General features: G+C 46.7%; 13 protein-coding genes and 2 riboswitches. Of the genes, 12 read left to right on the top strand and 1 reads right to left on the bottom strand.

Annotated elements, in window-relative coordinates; translation table 11 throughout:
* Positions 1-411: 411 nt before the first annotated feature.
* A complete protein-coding gene (locus AC3G2T_RS17665; protein WP_474681199.1) occupies positions 412-1,746 on the bottom strand; it encodes a hypothetical protein in 1,335 nt (444 codons plus the stop codon).
* Between the two features lie 317 nt (positions 1,747-2,063).
* On the opposite strand from AC3G2T_RS17665, the gene AC3G2T_RS17670 reads away from it, so the two are divergent.
* The 12 genes from AC3G2T_RS17670 (at position 2,064) to AC3G2T_RS17725 (ending at position 22,916) form a co-directional block, all read left to right on the top strand.
* The gene (locus AC3G2T_RS17670; RefSeq protein WP_488436369.1) at positions 2,064-4,676 is read left to right on the top strand and encodes an exo-rhamnogalacturonan lyase family protein; all 2,613 of its coding nucleotides are present in this window, start codon (positions 2,064-2,066) and stop codon (positions 4,674-4,676) included.
* A gap of 150 nt (positions 4,677-4,826) precedes the next feature.
* Complete coding sequence (locus AC3G2T_RS17675) at positions 4,827-5,792, top strand: ABC transporter permease (protein ID WP_488436413.1); 966 nt, start codon at positions 4,827-4,829, stop codon at positions 5,790-5,792.
* A 15-nt stretch (positions 5,793-5,807) separates the two neighbouring features.
* Positions 5,808-6,689, top strand: coding sequence for a carbohydrate ABC transporter permease (locus AC3G2T_RS17680; protein WP_488436370.1), 882 nt, complete (start codon positions 5,808-5,810; stop codon positions 6,687-6,689).
* Positions 6,690-6,777: 88 nt separating this feature from the next.
* Positions 6,778-8,334, top strand: coding sequence for an extracellular solute-binding protein (locus AC3G2T_RS17685; RefSeq protein ID WP_488436371.1), 1,557 nt, complete (start codon positions 6,778-6,780; stop codon positions 8,332-8,334).
* Between the two features lie 93 nt (positions 8,335-8,427).
* Entirely contained in the window at positions 8,428-9,630 is a 1,203-nt protein-coding gene (locus tag AC3G2T_RS17690; protein ID WP_488436372.1) for an oligogalacturonate lyase family protein, read from the top strand.
* Complete coding sequence (locus tag AC3G2T_RS17695) at positions 9,627-11,246, top strand: sulfatase family protein (protein ID WP_488436373.1); 1,620 nt, start codon at positions 9,627-9,629, stop codon at positions 11,244-11,246. The genes AC3G2T_RS17690 and AC3G2T_RS17695 overlap by 4 nt, the downstream gene beginning before the upstream one ends.
* A 41-nt stretch (positions 11,247-11,287) precedes the next feature.
* Complete coding sequence (locus tag AC3G2T_RS17700) at positions 11,288-11,983, top strand: YesU family protein (protein WP_488436374.1); 696 nt, start codon at positions 11,288-11,290, stop codon at positions 11,981-11,983.
* Between the two features lie 276 nt (positions 11,984-12,259).
* Positions 12,260-12,370: riboswitch (cyclic di-GMP riboswitch) on the top strand.
* Positions 12,371-12,724: 354 nt separating this feature from the next.
* Positions 12,725-18,400 (top strand): RHS repeat-associated core domain-containing protein, encoded by a 5,676-nt coding sequence (locus AC3G2T_RS17705; protein WP_488436375.1) that lies wholly within the window; start codon positions 12,725-12,727, stop codon positions 18,398-18,400.
* Between the two features lie 14 nt (positions 18,401-18,414).
* Entirely contained in the window at positions 18,415-18,783 is a 369-nt protein-coding gene (locus tag AC3G2T_RS17710) for a hypothetical protein (protein WP_474681191.1), read from the top strand.
* Positions 18,784-19,526: 743 nt separating this feature from the next.
* Positions 19,527-20,351 (top strand): deaminase domain-containing protein, encoded by an 825-nt coding sequence (locus AC3G2T_RS17715; protein ID WP_488436376.1) that lies wholly within the window; start codon positions 19,527-19,529, stop codon positions 20,349-20,351.
* Positions 20,352-20,365: 14 nt separating this feature from the next.
* The gene (locus AC3G2T_RS17720; RefSeq protein WP_488436377.1) at positions 20,366-20,725 is read left to right on the top strand and encodes an Imm3 family immunity protein; all 360 of its coding nucleotides are present in this window, start codon (positions 20,366-20,368) and stop codon (positions 20,723-20,725) included.
* 722 nt (positions 20,726-21,447) lie between these two features.
* Positions 21,448-21,557, top strand: a riboswitch (cyclic di-GMP riboswitch).
* Positions 21,558-21,614: 57 nt separating this feature from the next.
* Positions 21,615-22,916 carry an S-layer homology domain-containing protein gene (locus tag AC3G2T_RS17725; RefSeq protein WP_488436378.1) on the top strand — a complete coding sequence of 434 codons (1,302 nt, stop codon included), beginning with the start codon at positions 21,615-21,617 and terminating at the stop codon, positions 22,914-22,916.
* Positions 22,917-23,630: the final 714 nt, after the last annotated feature.

A 23,630-nucleotide genomic window follows, 5' to 3' on the forward strand; every position in this document is an offset into this window, starting at 1 on the left:
CGCGTAGCGGAGCCGCATGGCACCGGCCGCCCCGCCGGCACAGCCGTTTGCGAAGCGGCCCGGCAGCTCGCCGGTCGGAAAAAGCCTGCAAAAGTCAGGCTGTTGAGAAAGTCTAACGGGTTTCCTCTCAGATCAATTTTTATGTGGGGGCACTCATCTTGAAGAGAAAAAATTGATTTAAAACGATCTGAGAGGGGGATTTGGCTCATGCTTTTGGTGCTTTTTTTGAGCATCCAGGAAAAAAGGGGGTTTCTCAACAGCCTGAAAAGTGCAGGCTTTTTCGCCGGATGAAGGGGCTGAGCCCCGTTTTTTCCTGGCAAAGCCTGCGATTGTGCAGGCTTTTCCTCAGACTAAGGGGCTGAACCCTTTCGGGCCAGCCCCTTTTCTCCAAAGCTTATTTGCCGCTGCTGCTCAATCGCTTGTAAATTTCACTAAAAGGACGTCATAATTGCCGTTGGAGCTATTCGCCTGGTACGAGCCCGTAACTATATAACCGCCGTCATTGGTCGTTGCCACACGCTTGCCGATTTCGCCTGTATTGCCAAAATCATAGGTATTCGACCATAACGCATTTCCCGAGTTGTTGATTTTCATCAGCACCAGATCTTCTTTCCCCACTTGCGGGGACGTTAGCCCGGTCACTACGTAATTGCCGTCCTTGGCCAATTTGACATCATTGGCAAAATCGCCACCCGTCGAATGGAACTGGTTCGTCCACAACTTGGCCCCCGAAGTACCGACCTTGGTTACAAATATGTTATACCCCTGAGAACTGTTCGGTGTACCGTAGTTGTTGATGGTCCCTGCAGCCACATAGCCGCTGCTGCTTGCGGCAACCCCGTTTAGATAGGCATTCTTGTCAAGGGTGGACTCGAATACCGCTCCTCCTGAGCCGTTTACTTTGGCCATCAGCCCATACATCGCTTGTTCCGTCCCGCCTGGAATGGTTTGCAAGATGGTTTTATATCCGACTGCCACATAGCCGCCGTCCGGCGTTGTGCCTACGCCGTAAAAGCGATCCTCCAGATTATCCTGACCATATGTCCGGCTCCATTGAACATTGCCGCTGGCATCCACTTTAAGCATGTAAGCGTCGTTCGTATTCAGGCTGCCACTCTTGGCGCCGACAATGATGTAGCCGCCGTCATGCCCGATTTCCATCGCTTCAGCCTCTTCTTGGCCTGGGCCGCCATATACTTTGGCCCATTGTATCGCTCCATTGGCATCTGTCTTGGCCAAATAGATGTCTTTAGAACCGCTTGCATTGCTTGTCCCGGCGATGACATACCCGCCGTCGCTCGTCTGCCGAACCTCGACGCCCGTTTCTACCGCGGTTCCGCCCAGCGTATATGCCCACTGAAGCGTCAGGGAAGCGTCCGTCTTGGCAAATAGGATATCCTCGTTTCCGTTAACTGTGGTAGAGCCTGCGAACACATAGCCGCCATCGCTCGTCTGCACGACGGATTCGCCGAAATCGCGCTGCGAGAAGTTGAATGTAGTGGCGGCCTGGAGTTGAGGAGGAAGAAGGCTTGCTGCTTGCTGGAGTGCGGAAAGCGAATTCTTTCCATTAGTGTTTTGGTCGAGTAAATTAGTGACCTTGACCTCTACGTTTTTGACGATTTCCTGGCTCGCGGCTTTCGTAAGAACATCAGCTGCCGGAAGGCTGGATTCGTCGGCAAAAGCAACTTGGGAAGACAACAACAGCGCTGCAGCCAAAGAAGTAAGTACAGGAATTGATTTTTTCATAATTAACCTCCATTTTCCTTATTTAATTGTAATTCGATATCTTCAATATTTTAACATATTTTACTAGATTTAAAGATAGGAATAAACTCCTAAATGTTAACAATTTTTGACTTTTCTACTTTTTTTGGTTACAAACGTCCCCTGCACTCGTGCCCAACACTTTGTTCCCTCCCCTGCAAAAAAGTCTTAATTCCGAAAAAAAGATAAACCGCTGCCCGGGCGGGGTTTAAAAAAGTACAATTGCAGGAAATTCCGACCGTTCATAAGCTGGAATGGAGAACCGCGCATATGCAGTTCGGAAGGGGTTGTTGCTGGAAATGGAACAACAGATGAAGGGAATCCGCATCAATTGGCTGGAAGAAGCTCCTGCGACTGCTGCGGGAGTGACGTGGGGAGTACCTTGGCGCGCAGGCGAATTGGATCGCTCCCAAGCCGGTTCGTTCACGCTGACCGACGCGTCGGGCGGTTCGGTCGCCCTGCAAAGCTGGCCTACGGCTTATTGGCCGGACGGCAGTGTGAAGTGGACGGCGCATGCCGCTGCTTTCGATAAACCTGCGAGCGAAGGCTACACACTGCAAGCAGCCGATGATCCTGACGCCGCAGCGAGTTCGGCAGCCGGCGTGAAAATCCGGCAGTCGGCCGACGAGCTGACGGTGGATACCGGCGTAATCCGATGTACCATGGCGAAGCGGGGCAAAGCGCTCATCCGGTCGCTGTACTACGGGGACCAACAGGTCGGCGCGGAAGGCTCGCTTGTCAGTATGCGTGAAGAGCGCCGCGAACTTCCCGGCGACGGACGCCTTTTAAAAGAACAATATTTGGACGGCGAAATCAATGCCCTCCATGTGGAGCACGAAGGGCATGCAAGGGTCGTCGTATTGGCGGAAGGGGTGCATATGTCGAGGGACGGCGAGCGTTCCTGGATTCCTTTCCGGCTGCGCCTTTATTTTTACGCCAATCAGGCTTCGATACGGATCGTCCATACAGCTTTGTTAGAAGTCGATCCGCAGGAAGACTACGTGAAAGGGCTCGGGATCTCGTTCGGCCTGCCGCTGACGGCTCCCCTGTATAACAGGCACGTCCGGTTTGCCGGCGACACCGGCTTTTTCAGCGAATCGCCAAAGCATTTGTCGACCTGGCGAACGAAGGACGCCTATTTGGATAAGTTTTGGCGCCAGCAAGCCGGCGAGGCGATTGAATTCGACGATGGGCGCGATGCGGCATTCCTGGCGCTGCTGGATGCTTCCGCCGCTTGGGACAGCTACAGGCTGACGCAGCTTTCCGCCGACTCTTACATGGTCGTCAAGCAGACAAGCGCGGCATGCAGCCCGGTGAAAGCCGTCAGCGGCCATCGTGCGCGCGGGCTCGCATATGCCGGGGACGCTCACGGCGGGCTTGCGGCAGGGCTGCGCAACTTTTGGCAGAAGCATCCTTCGTCTCTGGAAGTGACGGGGATGACGACGGACGAAGCCAGGCTGACGCTCTGGTTCTGGTCGCCGGACGGCGCGGCGATGGATATGCGCCATTACGATACGGCCGCCTATGTGGAGGCCGCTTATGAAGGAGCGGAAGAGCTGCGCAGCACGCCGCACGGCATCGCCAACACGAGCGAGCTCATGCTGTGGTGCTGCGAACGGACCCCCGATGCGGCTGAGCTGGCGTCCATGACGCGGGACTTGCAAGCTCCGCCGCAGCTCGTCTGCGAGCCCGCGCGTTATCACGATACGCACGCGTTCGGGACATGGAGCCTGCCTGACCGCAGCACGCCGGCCAAAGCCTGGATCGAAGACCAACTGGACGCCTGGGTCGGCTTTTACAAACAAGAGGTCGAGCAGCGGCGCTGGTACGGTTTTTGGGATTACGGCGATTTCATGCACACCTATGATGCCGCGCGTCATAACTGGCGGTACGATGTAGGCGGTTTTGCCTGGCAAAATACCGAGCTTGTGCCGAATATGTGGCTGTGGCTTTCGTTTTTGCGGTCGGGACGGGCGGATTTGTTCCGGATGGCGGAAGCGATGACGCGTCATACAAGCGAAGTGGACGTGTACCATTTTGGGGAATATGCCGGGCTGGGTTCCCGCCATAACGTCGTCCACTGGGGCTGCGGCTGTAAGGAAGCGCGCATCGCGATGGCGGGTCTGCACCGGTACTATTATTTCCTGACTGCGGATGAACGCGTCGGAGATATTTTGGCGGAAGTGGCTGACGCCGATTTTGCCGCCGTTCGCCTCGATCCGATGCGCGCCTATTTCCCGCCCGACGAGCACCCGGCCCATATCAGGAGCGGGCCGGACTGGGCGGCCTTCAGCTCGAATTGGATGTCGCAGTGGGAGCGCTTCGAGAACGTGAAATACCGCGACAAAATCCTTCAAGGGATCAAGGATTTGAAGGCAGCGCCGTTCCGGCTCTTATCCGGCACGACATTCGGGTACGATCCCGCGACCGGCGTTCTCACCCATATCGGCGACGGCAACTACGCCTATCATATGGCCGTCTCCTTCGGCGCGCCGCAAGTGTGGATGGAGCTTTCGCAGCTGCTCTCCGATCCCGAGTGGGATGACATGCTGGCCGAGTTCGGAGCGTTCTACTACCTTGAACCCGAGGAAAAGCTGGCCCGCACGAACGGGGCCATCCGTCCGGACCGGTTCAGCTGGCCGATGTTCGCCGCAGCTATGGCGGCGTATGCGGCCAACCGGCATAACAGCCCGAAGCTGGCTGCGGAGACGTGGCGCATCATGCTGGAAAACCGCCTGCCCGGGGGCAGCGAAGATGCCGCGCACATCTGTCAGGTGCCGGTGCTGGAATATGTCCGTCCGATTCAAGAGCTGCCGCACATCACGACCAACGTCGTTTCGCAGTGGTCGCTCAACGCGATTATGTGCCTGGAACTGATCGGCGACGCTCTGCCGGCAGAGCTGAACGCTTGAATGTCGGGCATTACGTGCAGCCATACTTTTTTTCCGGGTTTGCACTTTTTTGAAAAAAGCTCGATATGCCGGGCAAAAAAAGTATGATTGCCGGAAATGTTCGATTCTTATAGTGTGTGAAGTACCAAACTGCGAAGGAGTGAGAACATGATGAAACAAACGGGCGCCGGACAGAGCTTGATATCCGAAAGAGCGGTAGGAACTTCCAAACGGGGCTCGCTGATGAGCAAAATCATCCGGGACAAATATTTGCTGCTGCTGCTGCTCCCAGGCTTGGCCTACTTTGTTATTTTCAAATACGTTCCGATGTGGGGAGTTCTGCTCGCCTTCAAAAATTACCAGCCTTACGCCGGTTTTTTTAACAGCGAATGGGTCGGACTCGATAACTTCAAACAGTTTTTTCAGGACCCGATATTTTTTACATTAATTCGCAACACGCTTTTGCTGGGTTTGTACGATTTGTTGTTTTTTTTCCCGGCTCCGATTCTGCTGGCGCTTTTGCTGAATGAAGTGCGCAAAGCTTTTTACAAGCGCTTTATCCAGTCGCTCATTTATATCCCGCATTTTATTTCGATGGTTATCGTAGCGAGCATTTCCTATTTGCTGCTGACGACGGAAGGCGGAGTCATTAATGAAGCGGTGCTGCGGCTTTTCGGACATAAAATCGATTTTCTGACGAGCGAAAGCTGGTTCAGACCGATGATTATTTCGCAAAGCATTTGGAAAGAAATGGGCTGGGGGACGATCATCTTCCTGGCGGCGCTTGCCGGCGTGGATCAAGAGCAGTACGAAGCGGCTTACGTCGACGGCGCGAACCGGTTCCGCCAACTGTGGCACATTACGCTGCCGGCCATTCAGGGAACGATCATCGTCCTGCTCATTTTGCGCATGGGTCAATTTATGGACCGCGGATTCGAGCAGGTGCTGTTAATGATCAACCCGCTGAACCGTCCGGTCGCCGAAGTGTTCGACACTTACGTGTACACGGCCGGGATTATGCAGGGCGCTTTCAGCTACAGTGCGGCAGTAGGGCTGTTTAAAGCGATCATTTCCATCTTCCTCGTGTTCACAACGAATTACTTGGCCAAAAGGGCCGGCCATTCCGGCATATTTTGAGAAAGGAGGAGAACGATGAACTATCGGCACCAATCGCTGGGCGAAAAATGCTTCGATATTTTCAACCATGTGTTTCTGGCAGTCGTCGCCCTTGCCATGCTGCTTCCGGTTTTGTATATTGTCGCGGGATCGTTCGCCAGCGATCTTGAGATCGGGGCCAGATCCTTTTTCCTGATTCCGAAACACATTACGTTCGACGCTTACAAGTTTGTTTTTAAAGATAACGCATTGCCAAGGAGCTTATTGGTATCGTTATTTGTTACCGTCGGGGGAACGCTCGTTAATCTGTTTTTCACCTTTACGATGGCGTACGCTTTATCGCGGCGGCACATGGTCGGGCGAAACGCCGTGTTGAACATGATTATTTTCACGATGATGTTCAGCGGCGGGATTATTCCTACTTATTTGGTTGTAAAAAGCTTGGGACTGCTGAACTCGTACCTGGCCGTCATGCTGCCCGTCGCGATCAACGCTTTTAACCTGATCGTCGTCAAATCGTTTTTTCAGGAAATTCCTAACGAATTGATCGAATCGGCGCGCATTGACGGAAGCAACGATATCGGCGTGCTGTGGCGAATCGTTTTGCCGCTTTCCAAACCGGTTATCGCTACATTCGGGCTTTTCTACGCGGTCGCCCACTGGAACGATTTCTTCAATGCGCTGATCTATTTATCGGATGCCAAAATGTGGCCGATGCAGGTGCTGCTGCGGCAAATCGTACTGATGGCGACGGGGGCGCTGGAAATGGGAACCTACGACCCGACCTATGTCAAACCGCCGGACCAGTCGATTAAAATGGCGATCATCGTCGTGGGTACGCTGCCGATTTTACTCGTGTATCCGTTCATTCAAAAATATTTTGCCAAAGGCGTTTTAATCGGCGCGGTCAAAGGGTAAGCGAACGGGTTGTCGCAGCGCCGGTTGGAAAACGGGTGCATGCTTCATCATAAACCAGTAAACCGATCATCAAGGGGAGGAAAAGAACATGAGTTGGAAAAATACGAAAAAAACATGGTTTGTACTGACGAGCGCGCTCGTAACCGCAAGCGCTATCACGGGGTGCGGCTCCGACACTGCGAAGCCTAATGCGGCGGATGCGCCGAAGACGACGGCCGGAGGGGCGACCGCCAAGGAAGCGCCGTTCAAAATCAGTATCATGCTGAAAAGTTACAACAATGATATCGCAACCCCCGAAAGCAAAGTATGGAAAAAAATCGAAGAATATACGAATACAAAGCTGGACTTGCAGTTTACTCCCGATACGAGCTACAGCGATAAACTGAACATCGCCCTTGCTTCCGGAACTTTGCCTACGCTTGTGTTTGTGAACAATGCCAAAGTATCGGCTGTCGCCAATGCGATCAACGGAGGCGCTTTCTGGGAAATCGGCCCGTATCTGAAAGATTATCCGAATTTGAAGCAGGCGAATCCGACTGTGCTGAACAACACTTCGGTCAACGGCAAATATTACGGTCTTTACGTATCCCGGCCGATCGGACGGATGGGTATCAGCTACCGGAAGGATTGGCTTGACAATCTCGGCATGCAGGAACCGAAGACGATCGACGAATTTTACGCGATGCTCAAAGCGTTCACCAACAACGATCCGGATAAAAACGGCAAAAACGACACTTACGGGATGGTCGTGACCAAATACGGCGGACCGTGGGACATTATGCAAACCTGGTTCGGCGCTCCGAACAAATGGGGCGAAAAAGACGGCAAGCTGGTTCCCGCCCAGTTGACGCCGGAATATATGGAAGCGCTCAAATTTTTCAAAAAGCTGTATGACGAGAAGCTGATCAATCCGGATTTTGCGGTATACGATTCGGCCAAATGGAACGATCCGATCATTAACAGCCAGGCCGGCGTAGCGATTGACGTTACGGAGCGCTCCTATCAAATCGATGAGAAAATGAAGCAGATCAACCCCAAAGCCAGCATCGACATCATCGGCGCCGTAAGCGGTCCGAGCGGGCTGCACAATTTACCGACGGCTGGGCACAACGGGATGTTCCTCATTTCCAAATCCGCCGTAAAAACCGAGGCCGACCTCAAAAAGGTGCTTACGTTCCTGGACAAAACGAACGACAAAGAGATGCAGGCGTTGATCAACTACGGTATCGAAGGCGTTCATTACAAAGTGGAGGACGGCAAGCTGGTTACGCTTATTTTGCAAACCGACCCGATGACGCCGGATATTAACAACAAAGGCATCTCGCAAATTTTGTCTTCGATTCCGTACATGATACCGGACATGTTCAAACCGTCCACACCGCTTCGCCAGAAGTCGAACGACGTGCAAAAAGCGAATGAAAAAATTATCGTCACCAATCCCGCCGAACCGTTTACAACCGCCACCTACACGCAAAAGGGCACGCAGTTGGATCAGGCCGTCGAAGACGCGCGAACCAAATTTATCGTAGGCAAAATCGATGAGGCCGGCTTTAAAGCCGAAATGGAGTTGTGGAAAAAGAACGGCGGCGATGCGTATACAAAAGAAATAAACGATGCCTACGCCGCTTCCAAGGCAGGCAAATAGCATACAGCGAATGGAACAATTCCTCGCGGCGAAGGTCCGGTCATCCGTATGTGGCCGGACTTTCACCGTGCAAACCAAAGGAGCGCGATGGCAATGGCAGCGGTAAACACCGGAGGCACCAAAGGAACGGTTTGGCCGTCCGAACGGCGCAGTTTTACGGATTTGATCACGGGTGCAACCGTCACACAGCTGACGAATCACAATTCGCACAGCTACCATATTTATTTTACGAACAACGGCTTTTATGGCGACGGCAAGCTGATCTTCGGCTCGGACCGCGGGAATGCCGCCAATCTGTACAGCATGGATCTGCACAGCGGCGCCATGACTCAATTAACGGACTTGGAGCGCGGCCGCGAATCCCGGATTCAAGGCGCTTTTCTTCATCCTGACGGCCATGAAGCGTACTTTTACTATGACAATTCGATTCGCGCCATCGATCTGGAAACGTTGGAAGAGCGGATTCTTTTTACGATTCCCGCGAACTACAGATTCGGCAGCATGAGCTGCACCGCGGACGGGCGGTGGTTGTGCTTCGGGCTGAACGAGGATTTGACGGACCAGATCGCGCTGGATACGAAGAACGGTTACCTCGGCTTTGAAGCGTATTTCCGCGCGAAGCCGCACAGCATGATTATGGCGGTTTCACCCGCGGATGGGAAGGTGAACAGGCTTCATGAAGATAAGCTGTGGATCGGCCATATCAATACGTCGCCGACGCAAGCGAATTTGCTGACTTTTTGCCACGAAGGGCCCTGGGAGCAGATCGATCATCGGATTTGGGTACTGGATATCGCGACCGGGCGGTATTGGAAGGTGAAGGAAACGCTGCCGAATGAATATGTCGGGCATGAATATTGGCTGGCGGACGGTGTTCATATCGGTTACCACGGTTTTACCAATTCGCTTGACGATCATACCGGGAAAATTATCGGGGCCGTCAAGTACGACAACAGCGGCGCCGAGCAGTACAAGTTTCCTTTTCAAAATATGCATGTGCACTCCAACGATTTGTCCCTTGTCATCGGCGACGGCCAGCAGACGAACGCTTATCACGGCGACCAGTTCCAGGATACGCTGCAGGTGTGGCGAAACGACGGTTCCGGGTTCAAAGGCCCGCGCATTCTGTGCAAGCACAGGGGAAGCTTCCACACACAAAATCTTCACGTTCATCCGAGGCTAAGCCCGGACGGCAGGCAGGTGCTGTTTACAAGCGATATGTCGGGGTACGGCAATTTGTACATAGCCGATATTCCGGAGTTCGAATCCCTCCCCGAAATGCCGGTAAAGCCATGATGAGCGCGAAAACGAAAAGCGTGAAACAGAAAAGCGACAAACCGAACTTGCTGCTCATCTTCACCGACCAGCAGCGCTGGGATACGTTAGGGGCATACGGCAATACCGCGATACGAACGCCGAATTTGGACCGGCTGGCGAGCGAGGGGGCCGTATTCGAGCATGCGGTCACCCCTTGCCCCCTTTGCGCCCCGGCGCGGGCAAGCGTAATGACCGGATTCGCTGCGGGAAAGACGAACGTCTTCGATAACGAATCTGCTCCGGCTGTTGCCGACGATGAGTCGATCGCGGCTTATTTGGCCAAAGCCGGCTATTTCAGCCAGGCGATCGGGAAGATGCATTTTACGCCGGAAGGGCAGACGTACGGCATGGAACATCTCATTTTGTCGGAGGAGATGAGGGGGGTGCGCACCGTGGAGCGCGTGGAAGACGTTCGTTTCGACGACTACGACCGGTACTTGATCGAGCACGGCGCCTGGGGCTGGGAGAAGCCGCCGGAAATCGGCTATAACGAATTGAAGCCGCTTGTGAACGGGCTGCCCAAGGAGCTCCATATCACGCAGTGGTGCGGGGATCGGACGGTACATTGGCTGAAAAACGAAAGACCTGCGGACAAGCCGTTTTTTTTATGGACATCGTTCGTCAAGCCTCACGCTCCTTTCGATTGCCCGCAGCATTTGACCGGTCTGTACGACCCGGAGAATTTGCCGAAACCTTGGGTGTCGGACAATGACGGTACCTCCAAAAATCCGTACATCGAATCGCACCGCCAAGCGATGGAAGCCGATCTGTATTCGGAGCGGGCGCTGCTTAGAAACAGGGCGTATTATTACGCGAATATTACGTTCATCGACGAGCAGATCGGCAGAATCATGAGAACGCTGGATGAAGAGGGGCTGGCTGACAATACGCTCGTTCTGTTTACTTCGGACCATGGGGAACTGCTTGGCGACCATCGATTATGGTTCAAAAACTTCGGGTATGAGGGCAGCCTCCACATCCCGATGATCGCCCGGTGGCCCGGCGTGATCGCACCCGGCACCCGCTGCGCCGAGCTGACGACTCTGCTGGACATTTTTCCTACTTTCGTGAACCGGGCAAGCGGGCACCGCGAAGACGACGGCCGCCCCGGAGTGGATCTGTTGAAGCTGCTGGCGGAACCGGCTTCCGTTCGCCGGGATTTCGTCTGCTCCGAGTTTTACGTGCCGCCCAACTATATGCTTCATATCCGCAGTAAGGAATGGAAATATTTGTATTATCAAAACGGCGGTTACGAAGAGCTGTATCATCTCGCGAATGATCCGCACGAGCTTGTCGATTTGGCGGAGGATCCGCTTTTTGAGCATGTGAAAAGAGAGCATCGGGCAGCGACGGTTCAGTGGATCCGCAGCTACGGCAATCCTGAAATCGCGCTCGATGAAACAGGCCGGGAGTTGAAGGCGATTCCTTATCAAGCGCAGGCCCCTTCATCGAATCCGCGGCCGTTCTCGCGTATGCCGTGGGATTCCAGAATCCCGCCCTCGCTGCTGCCGGAAGGGCAGAGGTCCTGGTTCTGGAAGGCACTGGGCGGCGATTGGAGCGGCGTTATAAGGTCTTTAGGCCCGAAGGATTCGTGAGAGGCCGGTGTTTTGAATTTCGAGTGCAGGAGGTAGATGCTTTGTTCGAACAATATGAAATCGTGGAGACGCTGTATGAGAACCCGCTTGCTTCACCGGCGGATATCGCGGATTTTCGCCTGGAAGGAAGCGCGAATATCTCTTTTCCCCAGGGCAGAATGCGGATGGAGAACGCCCTGGATGCCGGGGAAGGGCAGAGAGCCAATTTTGTGCTTTGGTGCCCGGAGACGTTTCCGGACGGCTTGTCGATCAGTTGGGATTTTTGGCCGGTTAAAGAACCGGGGCTTTGCATTCTTTTTTTCAGCGCGGCGGGCCGCAGCGGCAAAGATATGTTCGACCCCGGGCTCGAGCGGCGGGTAGGCGTCTATGACCAGTACCACCACGGGGACATCAATGCTTATCACATCTCCTATTACCGCAGATTATGGGAGGAGGAGCGCTCTTTTCATACCTGTAACTTAAGAAAAAGTTACGGTTTTCATCTGGCCGCGCAGGGGGCCGATCCGCTGCCGCCCGTGCTCGACGCGAGAGGGCCGTATCGCATGCGCGTGCTCGTTCATGGCGGGGAGGTGCTGTTCGCCATCAACGATCTATTGGTACTTGAATGGAAGGATGACGGTACGACTTACGGCCCTATCCTCGGCCAAGGGCGGATCGGGTTTCGCCAAATGGCCCCGCTCATCGCCGAATACCGCAACCTGCAGGTACATCGGGTGAGAGAAAAAGGTTCCAATTAGCGCGTTCGAACGGGTCGCAGGCTGCCGACGGATCGTATCGGGAGCCTGCCTTTTTGTTGCCAAGCGACCTTGTGCCCCGCTTCAGTTCAGCAACCCTTGAGGAAAGGAACGGGGTGGGGAGAAATCGTTTCAGTGGCGATTTTTCGCGAAATTTCGCATACTTTGGATAAAAATTGAAATTTATATTGATAGTCAACAAGAGTATGGGTTATTATGGATAGAGTTATGGATCGAATGTACTATTTTTTATAGATTCGTCTACCTATGAACCAAGTGAAAATGAAAAGGCAAACTTGCTCGAAAGACAAGGACGCAAAGCCACGGACCTACTTTTCCGGGATGCATGTCGCAAGACATCTCTGGAGAAACGGCCGCCGGGTTACCACAAGCGGTTGGTTTTTTGTTGTTGAAAGCAGCTCAGAAAGCGAGATGACATGCGAGATGCCGACCTTCTTTTACCAGAGATCACCAAGAATTATTTCCGAAAGGAGGCTTTGAAACGAAATTTTTAAGTTGATAATCGATATAGTTACGGTTCTGATCAGTTCCAATCGGACTTCAAAATCGGCATAAAGATAAGAGAGGAAGGGGGCTAATCCGTAGGTATTAGGTTAAAATTCAACAATGTAAGGCGCTATTATTTTGAATGCTGACTGTTTGCAATTTTTTGGTGATAATATCACTTGATTAGCTTAACCGTTTATTGAATTCTTATTTTATATTACTTGAGGTGAGTTATTTTTGAAAAAGATTACTTCATTATTACTAATATTAACAATATTATTCTCCATATTGTTCAAAGATGTTGATAATACCATTTATGCGGCGGATACTTCCAACACAATAAAAGTAACTTCAATAACTGCAAATTATGGTGATATGTATTTCAACCCTACATTTACCGTTACCGGAACTAATTTGCCTTCCTTGGAATACAAGACAAGCATGAGTTACGGTGGATATGGATATAGAAATTTCATGTTGGTAGAGAGTAATGATGCACGTAATCCGAGTGGAATACAGATTGGTTACAAGGATAATAATGTAGGAATAAACGTTATCTCTAGTTCCAGCACACAAATGGTATTTCAAATCAGTGCAACAACCCCATCACACTATACCAGTAATATAGATTTGTATTTAGCACCATCGGGAAGTACTGTTCAACAACATCCAAGTTTTTATGTAGGAAGCTTTAATTTGAGTACATTAGCTCCCAATACAATAAAAGTAACCTCAATAACTGCAAACTATGGTGACATGTATTTTAACCCCACGTTTACCATTACCGGAACTAACTTGCCTCCCTTGGAGTATATGACATATATGAGATTCGGTGGTGAAGGGTATAGAAATTTCATGTTGGTAGAGAGTAATGATCCACGTGATCCGAGTGGAAAACAGATTGGTTACAAAGATAGTAACGTAGGAATAACTGTAATCTCTAGTTCCAGCACACAATTAGTATTTCAAATCAGTTCAACTGACCCATCACATTATACCAGCAGTATAGATTTGTATTTAGCACCATCGGGAAGTACTGTTCAAAAACATCCGAGCTTTTATGTAGGAAGCTTTAATTTGAGCACATTATCTCCCAACACAATAAAAGTAACCTCAATAACTGCAAACTATGGTGACATGTATTTTAACCCCACGTTTACTATTACCGGAACTAACTTGCCCCCCTTGGAGTATATGACATATATGAGATTCGGTGGTGAAGGGTATAGAAATTTCATGTTGGTAGAGAGTAATGATCCACGTGATCCGAGTGGAAAACAGATTGGTTACAAAGATAGTAACGTAGGAATAACTGTAATCTCTAGTTCCAGCACACAATTGGTATTTCAAATCAGTTCAACTGATCCGTCACATTATACCAGCAGTATAGATTTGTATTTAGCACCGTCGGGAAGTACTGTTCAAAAACATCCGAGCTTTTATGTAGGAAGTTTTAATTTGGGTACATTAGCTCCCAACACAATAAAAGTGACTTCAATAACTGCAAATTATGGTGACATGTATTTTAATCCCACGTTTACAGTTACTGGAAATAATTTGCCTCCCTTAGAATATTGGGTAAGCATGAGATACGGTGGGTATGGATATAGAAATTTCATGTTGGTAGAGAGTAATGATCCACGTAATCCGAGTGGAAAACAGATTGGCTACAAGGATAATAATGTGGGAATCACTGTTATCTCTAGTTCCAGCACACAATTGGTATTTCAAATCAGTTCAACTGACCCGTCACATTATACCAGCAGTATAGACTTGTATTTGGCACCATCGGGAAGCACTGTTCAACAACACCCAAATTGTTATGTAGGAAGTTTTAATTTGGGTACTGGCAATTTCTCTAGAGTTCCAGAAATAAATCTCTCTGGAGGTAATGCAATTTCCAAGATACAAACTTTAGATTCCAGAATAATGGACGAACAAACATTTGAAGCTGACCCAGTAAACACGGCAACTGGAGCGCACGAGATTACAAGATCGTTGCTTACGGTAAATGGAGAACTTCCACTCAGCTTCAATACTCACTACAATTCCCTTTTACTTAATGTTGGCCCATTAGGAAAAGGTTGGAGCCATGACTTTGAAACATATTTGGAAAAGCAATCAAGCGGAAATATCATTGTTCATTGGAATGCAAACCGTCAGAATACTTTTGCGAGAAATAGTAGCGGACAATACACCAGCTCAGACTTGAGCGTCAATTATGATAATCTAGTTCAAAATAGCGATGGAAGCTATACTTTAACCCTCAGGGATCAAACCACATATCTGTTTAACCCTACCGGTCAAGTCACAAAATTATTGAATGGTCATGGACAAACTTATCAATTTAGTTATGATAATGCAGGCCGATTAATTACTGTGAATGAACCTGTTTCAGGACAAGCCCTTCAATTTTTTTATAATACAAATGGGTTAATGAATCGAATTAAAGATGTAGTGAATCGTGAAATATCTATTACCTACGATGCTAATCAAAACTTAACGTCCATCGTAGATGCAAATGGAAATCCTACAAATTATACGTATGATAGTAATGGGCGAGTATTGACTGCAACGGATTCAGATGGGATTGTTTCCTTCATAAATACTTATGATGATAGAGGCAGAGTAATCTCACAAAAAGATGCTTTGGCGAATCATCCAGCTACTCTATTCAACTATGATGAAACAAGTTTGCCTGGAAATATAATTACTACGATAACGGATCGTAATGGTCAGAAACATGCAGTAACCCATAATGGTTTTTATGAGCTAATACAGTTAACAGATGAAATGGGAAATATCAAAACATACTCATATGATCAAAATGGGAATCGTACGGGCGAAAGAGATTTTAATGGGGATTTTTCGAGGTATGTGTATGATTCCAAAGGTAATTTGATAAATTCGGTTGATGCAAATGGCAATCTAACTATCATGACGTATGACTCCAAAAACAATTTACTTTCTGTACAAAATGCTCAAGGGAACACAACCACATACACCTACGATAGTAACAATAACATTTTAAATGTGAAGGACTCGTTGGGCAATAGTACCACAAATGAGTATAATAGCGACGGTTTGTTGAAATCAGTAACAACACCTTTGAAAGCCAAGACATTGTACGAGTATGCACAAGGCAATCTTGTAAAAAAAACCGATCCTACTGGTGTAGTAACCAATTATCAATATGACAACATCGGCAGAATTGTTAAGAAAAAGAAAGGGGACATTTCTGATTCGTATACATATGATGCGGCTGGTCATATATTAACTCAGACAGACAGTTTAGGTAATACTTTTAAATATACCTACAATAGTCACGGTGATAAAGTTACTAAAACTGATCCCAAAGGGAGTTTAACCAAATACAACTACGATGCAAACGGTAATCTCCTGTCAGAGACTAATGCGTTAAATCAAAGTATTACCTATAAATATGACGGAGAAGATCGACTAGCTTCAGTGATAGATGCCAATGGTAATACAACTTATTTCCACCGAGATTCTAAAGGACGTTTAACCAGTGTAACTGATCCGAAGGGAAATTCTTTTGGTACGCAATATGATACAGTGGGTAATGTAATCGGAAAAACGGATGGAAATGGGGATACAATTGAAACTTATTCTTTTGATGCAGTAAATAATCCGATTTCTATTACTGATGCATTGGGCAACGTTACAACCCAAAAATATGATAGTTTGAATAGAGTGACTCAAGTTATTGATGCATTTGGTCGTTCGACAACGATGAAATATGATGTTGTTAATCGACTAATTTCAACTCGCGATACACTTGGTGGGAATAACCAGCAAAGTTATGATACCGATGGAAACCGTACAACTATTGGAGATGCAAACAATAATAATACCAGTTTTACTTATGATTCTGCAGGAAGAATAGTTTCAATCACGACATCATCTGGCTCGACGATAAAGTATAAATATGACACTCAAGGACAACTTGTAAGTATAGTTAATGGTCGCGGCCAAGAAACCACATATCAATATGATGCTGCTGGAAGACAGATCAGTTTTACAAATCCGGAAGGTACTGTTACACAAACATATGATGCAAATGGTAACCCACTAATTACTACAGATGGTAATGGAACTATTAGCAGACAGTATGACTCATTGAATCATTTGACAAGCTACAAAGATGTATTTGGCAATACAATTCAATATAGTTATGATGCTAATGGAAATTTAAAAACGTTAACTTATCCTGATGGTAAAGTGGTCACCTATGAGTACGATTCGACAAATCGACTTGTCCAGGTAACAGATTGGAGAAGCCGTCATACCCAATACGTTTACGATGTAAATGGCCGACTAAGTAAGACAATTCGTCCCGATGGTTCTACAGAAATGAACTTATACGATAAAGCAGGACAACTGATTGAGACGAATGACACTGATCGATTTGGTAGTGCTATCAATCATTACAGCTATACCTATGATAACAACCATTTAGTTTTATCAGAAAGAAACAGCGTCACGAATGAGGTTTATAACTATGCATACGATGTATTGGGTAGGTTAACTAATGTAGGTATTGCTGATGCAGTATATGGCCAATCCTATTCATACGATCCGGCCGGGAATTTAACTGTTTTCCAGAATGTATACCAGCCTGGAAGCGCGCAGACCGTTATTCAAAATGTAAATATGTCTTATACCGCTGATAATAGATTAGCTCAGTTTAACGGGAATCCTGTAAATTATGATGCAGATGGAAACATGACCAACGGGCCTTTAAACGGTCAAATGCTGACATTCCAATATGATTCGCAGAATCGACTTATCCGTGCGGGGAACGCAAGCTATGGGTATGATGCGGAAAACCACCGTGTATCCAAGATTGAAAATGGGGTAACTACTCGTTGTGTCATTAATCCTAATACTTCCTTAAGCCAAGTGTTGATGGAAACGGATGCGGCAGGTGTACCTAAAGCGTATTATGTCTATGGTCTTGGCTTAATAAGTAAGGAAGATGTGGAAGGGAATCTATCGATACACCATTATGATCGAAGAGGGAGTACGACCGTTCTTACTGACGAGAGTGGGCACATTACAGATCGTATTGGATATGATTTTTATGGGAATTTGACTTATCACATTGGGACATCCATGACTCCTTTTATGTATAATGGACGAGACGGTGTGATGACTGACAGTAATGGGTTGTATTATATGCGAGCTAGGTACTACAATCCTGAAATTAAACGGTTCTTGAATCGTGATGTTCTGATTGGTAGTATTGAAAATGGGCAGACGCTAAACCGCTATGCTTATGTGAATGGAAATCCTGTTTCTTATGTAGATCCTTTTGGATTGAGCAGGGATGGGGATGATTGGAGCAGTTGGGTGCATACAGCCCTTGATATAGCTGGGAATATACCGGGAGTAGATATATTCTCGGAAGGCGCAAATTTCCTTCTTTATAGTTATGAGGGGGATACAGTTAATGCCGGTTTATCTTTATTGGCAGCTATTCCCTTGGGTGGCGAAGCTGTTGCAGATGCCCGTCTTGCCTATCGGGCTCAGCAGTCTATTGCCAGAAAAATTGAGGGGATGGGTAAAGATGTTAAGGCAACTGAAATGCCCGTTATAACTAGAGGAAGTAAAGAGTGGGGCAATGCAGTTAAAAAATTAAATGAGGGTGGATCTTCAAACTTTAGGGTTGAATCTGCGTCTGAAGCAAAAGTATTATTGCAAGAAGGCAGAGGTAACATGAATAGATATAAACAATATTCTACTAAAAAATATGATAAGGGTTATGAAAGACATCCAAACGAAAAGCACACCCAAAATGCCCCCCATAATGACCTCCCACACATAAAGTGGAAGGATTGGCATTCTAGTAACTCTGGTAAAGGTCATATTTTTTATAGCGAACCTAATTAGGAGGGATAATAAAAATGGAAGTTTTCCCTGGAAGTCGAGTGAATCAAAATGAAGCAAAACAAATAATGAAAGAGTTATTGCAACAAATCAACCCCGAAAATATAGAACCAGGGGAAAATATTAAAAACTGGGTGCGGGTAGATAATCAAGTTTATGATACTGATGCACTTTCTACTGGAGAAGAGTACTATCTATTTTACAAGCACCCAATTCATGACTATCAGGATAAGTTGTTTTTAACGAGTAAGACAAACGTAATTGCATTTCTTAAAGATAGAATCAATCCTGATAGGGAGGAAGGGCTGGACGTGATAACTGCATCTAAGGATTATTCAAAAATTATTGTTTGCAACCATGATGGCCAGATTTTCTTGGTGAAATAAATACCGAAACGGATAGTGTATTATAACTTACCTTGACTGGCTTCGTGCCTTTCAAGGTTTCTTTTTTGGGCTGGGGTTATCCAGTCGGTATGGCCCCGTATAAACTCAGCTCAAACAATGTAATTAAAATACACGGGTTTATATCGTGATTGCAAGGTCGCATAATACAGCCAACAAAGCAAACTCTTAGAAAGTTTGACAAACATGATTGATAAACTTTCAAAGGTTTATTCCAACTTGAATCATAGGTTAGGAATAAGCATATTATTTAAAAGAAGGATATATCAGGGAAATATTTGATTAAAGGGAGTGTTATTGAAATGACAAGAGAAGAATTGCAAGAGTTGTTATTGGAAGATGAAACTATGCCATATGAATGATATGTTTTTTGGAAAAAATTGAAAAAAATCGAAAAACTGCGTAGCTAAAAGAAGAGATAAATGGATTGTTTATTATAGCGAGAGAGGAAGAGAATGAATATTAAGGAATTTGAAAATAAGGATGATGCGTTAAGGAACTGTATAACAGAATGTTAGCAAATAAAGCACTATACGAAAACTTAAGACAAGAAGGAAAAATGCGATAGACATACGGATAGCTTCCAGGAAATCGGGAAGGACATTATAAAAGGATTCGAAGAACGCGCCGCCCATTCTCTGGATTCCCCTGCTGATTTTTTGAATTATGTAACCATGGGCATTCCAAAAGGCATCAACGATGGTCTACAAAGCAGGGCAAACAAAATGATGGACTCTCCCTACGATTTTGCCAATTGGCTGAGCATGGGGGGCGTTGAAACGGTCAAGGAGGCGCTGGATCCGAAAGAAGCGCTCTCCAAAGAGCACTGGATGGCGAGCTTCGGGCTGGCTTCCATGATCGCAGGAGGGACATCAGCGCTTATTTCGAAGGGGAAGCCCGCTTTAGGGAATACGGCCAGGGGAGTCGGTGAAGTGGATCAGGGAACTCCTCCGCAAACGATCAAACCACCTGAGAAGCCCAATGAGAGACCGAACGAGAAGCTGCCGGAGGGTGAGAGGACGGGTAAATCTTCTTTGAAAAGTGAAGTTATTACTGCTGAGAAGGTAACAATCGATTCGCAAAGTATCGGTGGAGAACTAGCTAGGAGAAGTAAAGAGCTCAGAAAAGAACTGCCGAAGGAAATTAGGAAACAAGGTAATTTTGGTTTGGCAAAAGTAGAGATAAAAGGATTAAGATCTGAGTATAAATCTTCTAGTCGTGTAAACGCTGTAAGTGATGCAGGTGATGCACAAGGTTTCTCGACTCTTAAAGATGAGAAGGACTGGAATTTTACACCACGAGATGTTAACGATTTAGATGTCATTGATGGAGAAGGTGCTTATACAAGAAAATGGGATACAGAATTTAAAATTTTGGAGGATATTACTGACGAGCTGAAAAAGCTTGAACCAAGGGAGAGAAAAGGGAGAATTGACCTTTATACTGATAGAGAGCCGTGTGCTAGCTGTAGTCCAATTATTTTAAAATTCAAAGAGATGTTCCCAGATATAGAGATTTATGTGTATTATATAAGAGAATTAAAGAGATAGGTGGAAGGTAGAATATGGTAGAAGAATTAACATATGATGAATTGATGGAGTATGTCCCGAAAGATTACACGAGTTTTATTTCTGATGGATTATCCCCAGGTCAAGCAATTTCAAGATTGGTCGTAGAGTATGAAAACCAAACAGACGACTATGAGGAAACAAATTGGTTGTTCACTGTAATATTGGCAGAAATTTGCGTGCGTAATAATTGCATTAGAGAACATATTGTTAAAAATGCATTAGAAATTATTAAGGATAAGAGATTGATAAGCATCTGGAAAAAAGAAAACATTGATTCTTCTGAACTTAATATCAGGGAACAGTACTTGGAAAATGTTAGGTTGGTCATAGAGGATGAAAATCTAGATTTGTAATGATCTATCAGTAATTTTGTGTAAATTACCAAGCAACGAACAGTGCCACAATGCGAGCTAGCCACCTGTATTGTGGTCTTCTTTTTTTCATGAGTTGATTCATAGAAAGCAACAAAAATAACCATTTTTAGAACCGAGAATTAAAATATGTAGCGGACCAAGTAAAGGTATAACTTGAATATTGAGGAGGAGGTACGAGTGCATAACAAACCCAAGTATGCTGAAACTATAATAGTTCTAGTAAAATACAAAACATCGTATGGTTTGTTGCAGACAAGGAGATATGGTTTTTAGACTTGCGAAAACTAATTGCTTCTTATCTTGAGAAAGGATTTGAAATTTATAATCCTGATGACTTTTCAGACAGATTTAATATTGCAGTCGTAAACGAGGATACCGCGGAGAACTTTCTTAATAAAATTAGTGATTTTGAGGTTGAACAGAAGAATTGAGGAAGTTTATAGAGGTATTTGGGCGTTATATCAAGGCCAAGAGTACGAAGTTATTGAACATAATCCAGTATGTGAGCAGTGCCACAATCGAGCAGCCGATGTTGATAGTCTTTTCTTCCTTTTGCTTGCTCAAGGTGGTAATTGAATAGGTAACCTTTGGTGTGAACTATAAATAATATTGTGGAATTATGTTGGATTATGGGTTAATATGGAATTTGGATTAAATCTAATGTACTATTTTTATAGTTTTAAATACCTAATAACCAAGTGAAATTGAAAAGGCAAACCTGTTCGAAAGACAGGGACGCAAAGCTGCGGGCCTACTTCTATGGGGAGTGTCGTAAGACATTGCTCAAAGAAACGGTAGCCGGGCCACCAAAAGCAGTTGGTTTTTTTTGTTTTGAAGAAAGTAATTTTTTTACTATGGAGGTATAAAAATGAGAGTTCACTTGATTACATCGCTAGCGGTTATTGCACTACTTGGGACTTCAATTCCTGATGTCCAAGCTGATTCAACCGCCGTTTCACCAACGACGAAAACAACGAATGCCGCCGGCACAGCTTTCACAGGCAGCTTTAGCGATACGAAAGGGCATTGGGCGGAGACGACCATCGCCGGCGCGGTGCAAAAAGGATATGTCGACGGATACCAGGATCACACTTTCAAACCGAATGCAAAAGTGACGCGCGCTGAATTTATCAAAATGGTAAATACCGCGCTTCAGATTCCAACCTCAGGTGTAACCACCGGTAATAGTTGGTATTTGCCCTACGTTAACGCTGCGACGAACGCGGGGATATATCGACCGAGCGATTTTATGAGTGGGGACTGGAACACGCCGATGACGCGTCAAGAAATGGCGCGCACAGCCGTTCGGGCTACGACCGCCGACAAGAACATTGATGATACGAAGTGGATGTATCTGGCGGCCAAAGCCGGTCTGATTACTGGCATGGATGATAGCGGCACGCTCGGGGAAGATCAACCGACAACGCGGGCTGAGGCGATAACGACAATTGAGCGTATTCTTACTGTTAAAGGAGGCCATTCGCTGGCTGTCGACGAAAAAGCGGTTGCCAGTGCGGAGCAAGCGATGAACGCTCCCAAAGATCCCTGGGGGCGCGCGATTCGCACGACAAATCTGCCGTCGAATAGCGGTGATTTTCCTTACATCCTACAGGGTATTCCTAATGAAATGTACGAGTATAAACATCCGTTCCAGACAGATTCAATTCGTTTTACAGCGAAAGAAATCATCCATGATTCCAGATACTACTCGAAAGATGCGGTTGACGTTTGGGTTAAACTCGTATCACAGTTTGGTAATCAAATACTGAATGTGGATTACAATACGATAGATCAAAACTGGGTGGATGCTTTCTTACAAACCGTTAATAAACCACAGAACGTAAATCGTGATGCACAAAGGTATGTTGATTGGGTGAAGCAGAATCATATCCGAATTGAAGGCACAGTAACGCCAGAACCATCTATAGTTTTCTTCGGTGATGTTTCACACTATGTACGCTGCCAATTCAGGTTTAAAGTAACCAGTTTTGATGAGAACAAAAATCTGTTTGTCGATATATGGGGACCGAAAAACATTGAAAAAGACGTTTGGTATGTCGGCTATGCAGATGTGGCGATTTCGGCAGAAAATTTTGGCGTTAAAATAATCGAAGAGAAAATAAAATCAGACGCTGCGCTTTTTAAATACAAAACCTATCGAATTGAGTAAATCTCTTCATGGTTATTCGTGAATAGATTGATATGGAAGGAGGTAGGGATACTTATGAGGAAGAGACTCCCCCAATGTATATCTTTTGTACTTTTGATTGTATTCATATTTGCGTTAATCCTACCACTTCCAGCACTCGCATATCCAGTGCAAATTACTATGGATGAACGTTTACATGGCATTCAAATCGACATTACTTCAACTGCCGCTACTACCGGCATTCGGTATCGAACTGTCGGGTGGATGATACATAGTGCTCCGGCATGTAGAGATGGAGATTGCAAGCCAATGAACCTAGATAAAACTGTTGTCTATAACAATGCAGCGAATGTAACTCAATATCCGGACCCGCCAATCCCTGGCGATCCAGTAACAACTACTTTCAAATTTGACGGGGCTACGGTTGATCGGGATTTTTTTGACAGCTTTGACTCTGTCCTGCAGCCGGGGCAACCCATCTATTTCAGCGCAATCATGGAATCGTTCAATGCGTCCGACGGGAGCACAAGGCGCGGACCTTTTTATACACTTCAAGAAATAAAACATGCAGAACCATGGGCCCACCCGGATGATCTTGATGATTATTATGATATACCGGCATCGTATACGCCTTATGAACCCTTAACCGTAGAAAGATATCTGGTTTCAGCAGACGGAACTACGAGAACACTCATTGATACAGTGAAAACAGAAAATGTATACCGTTATTTGGAA

Source organism: Paenibacillus sp. sgz302191, assembly GCF_057749925.1.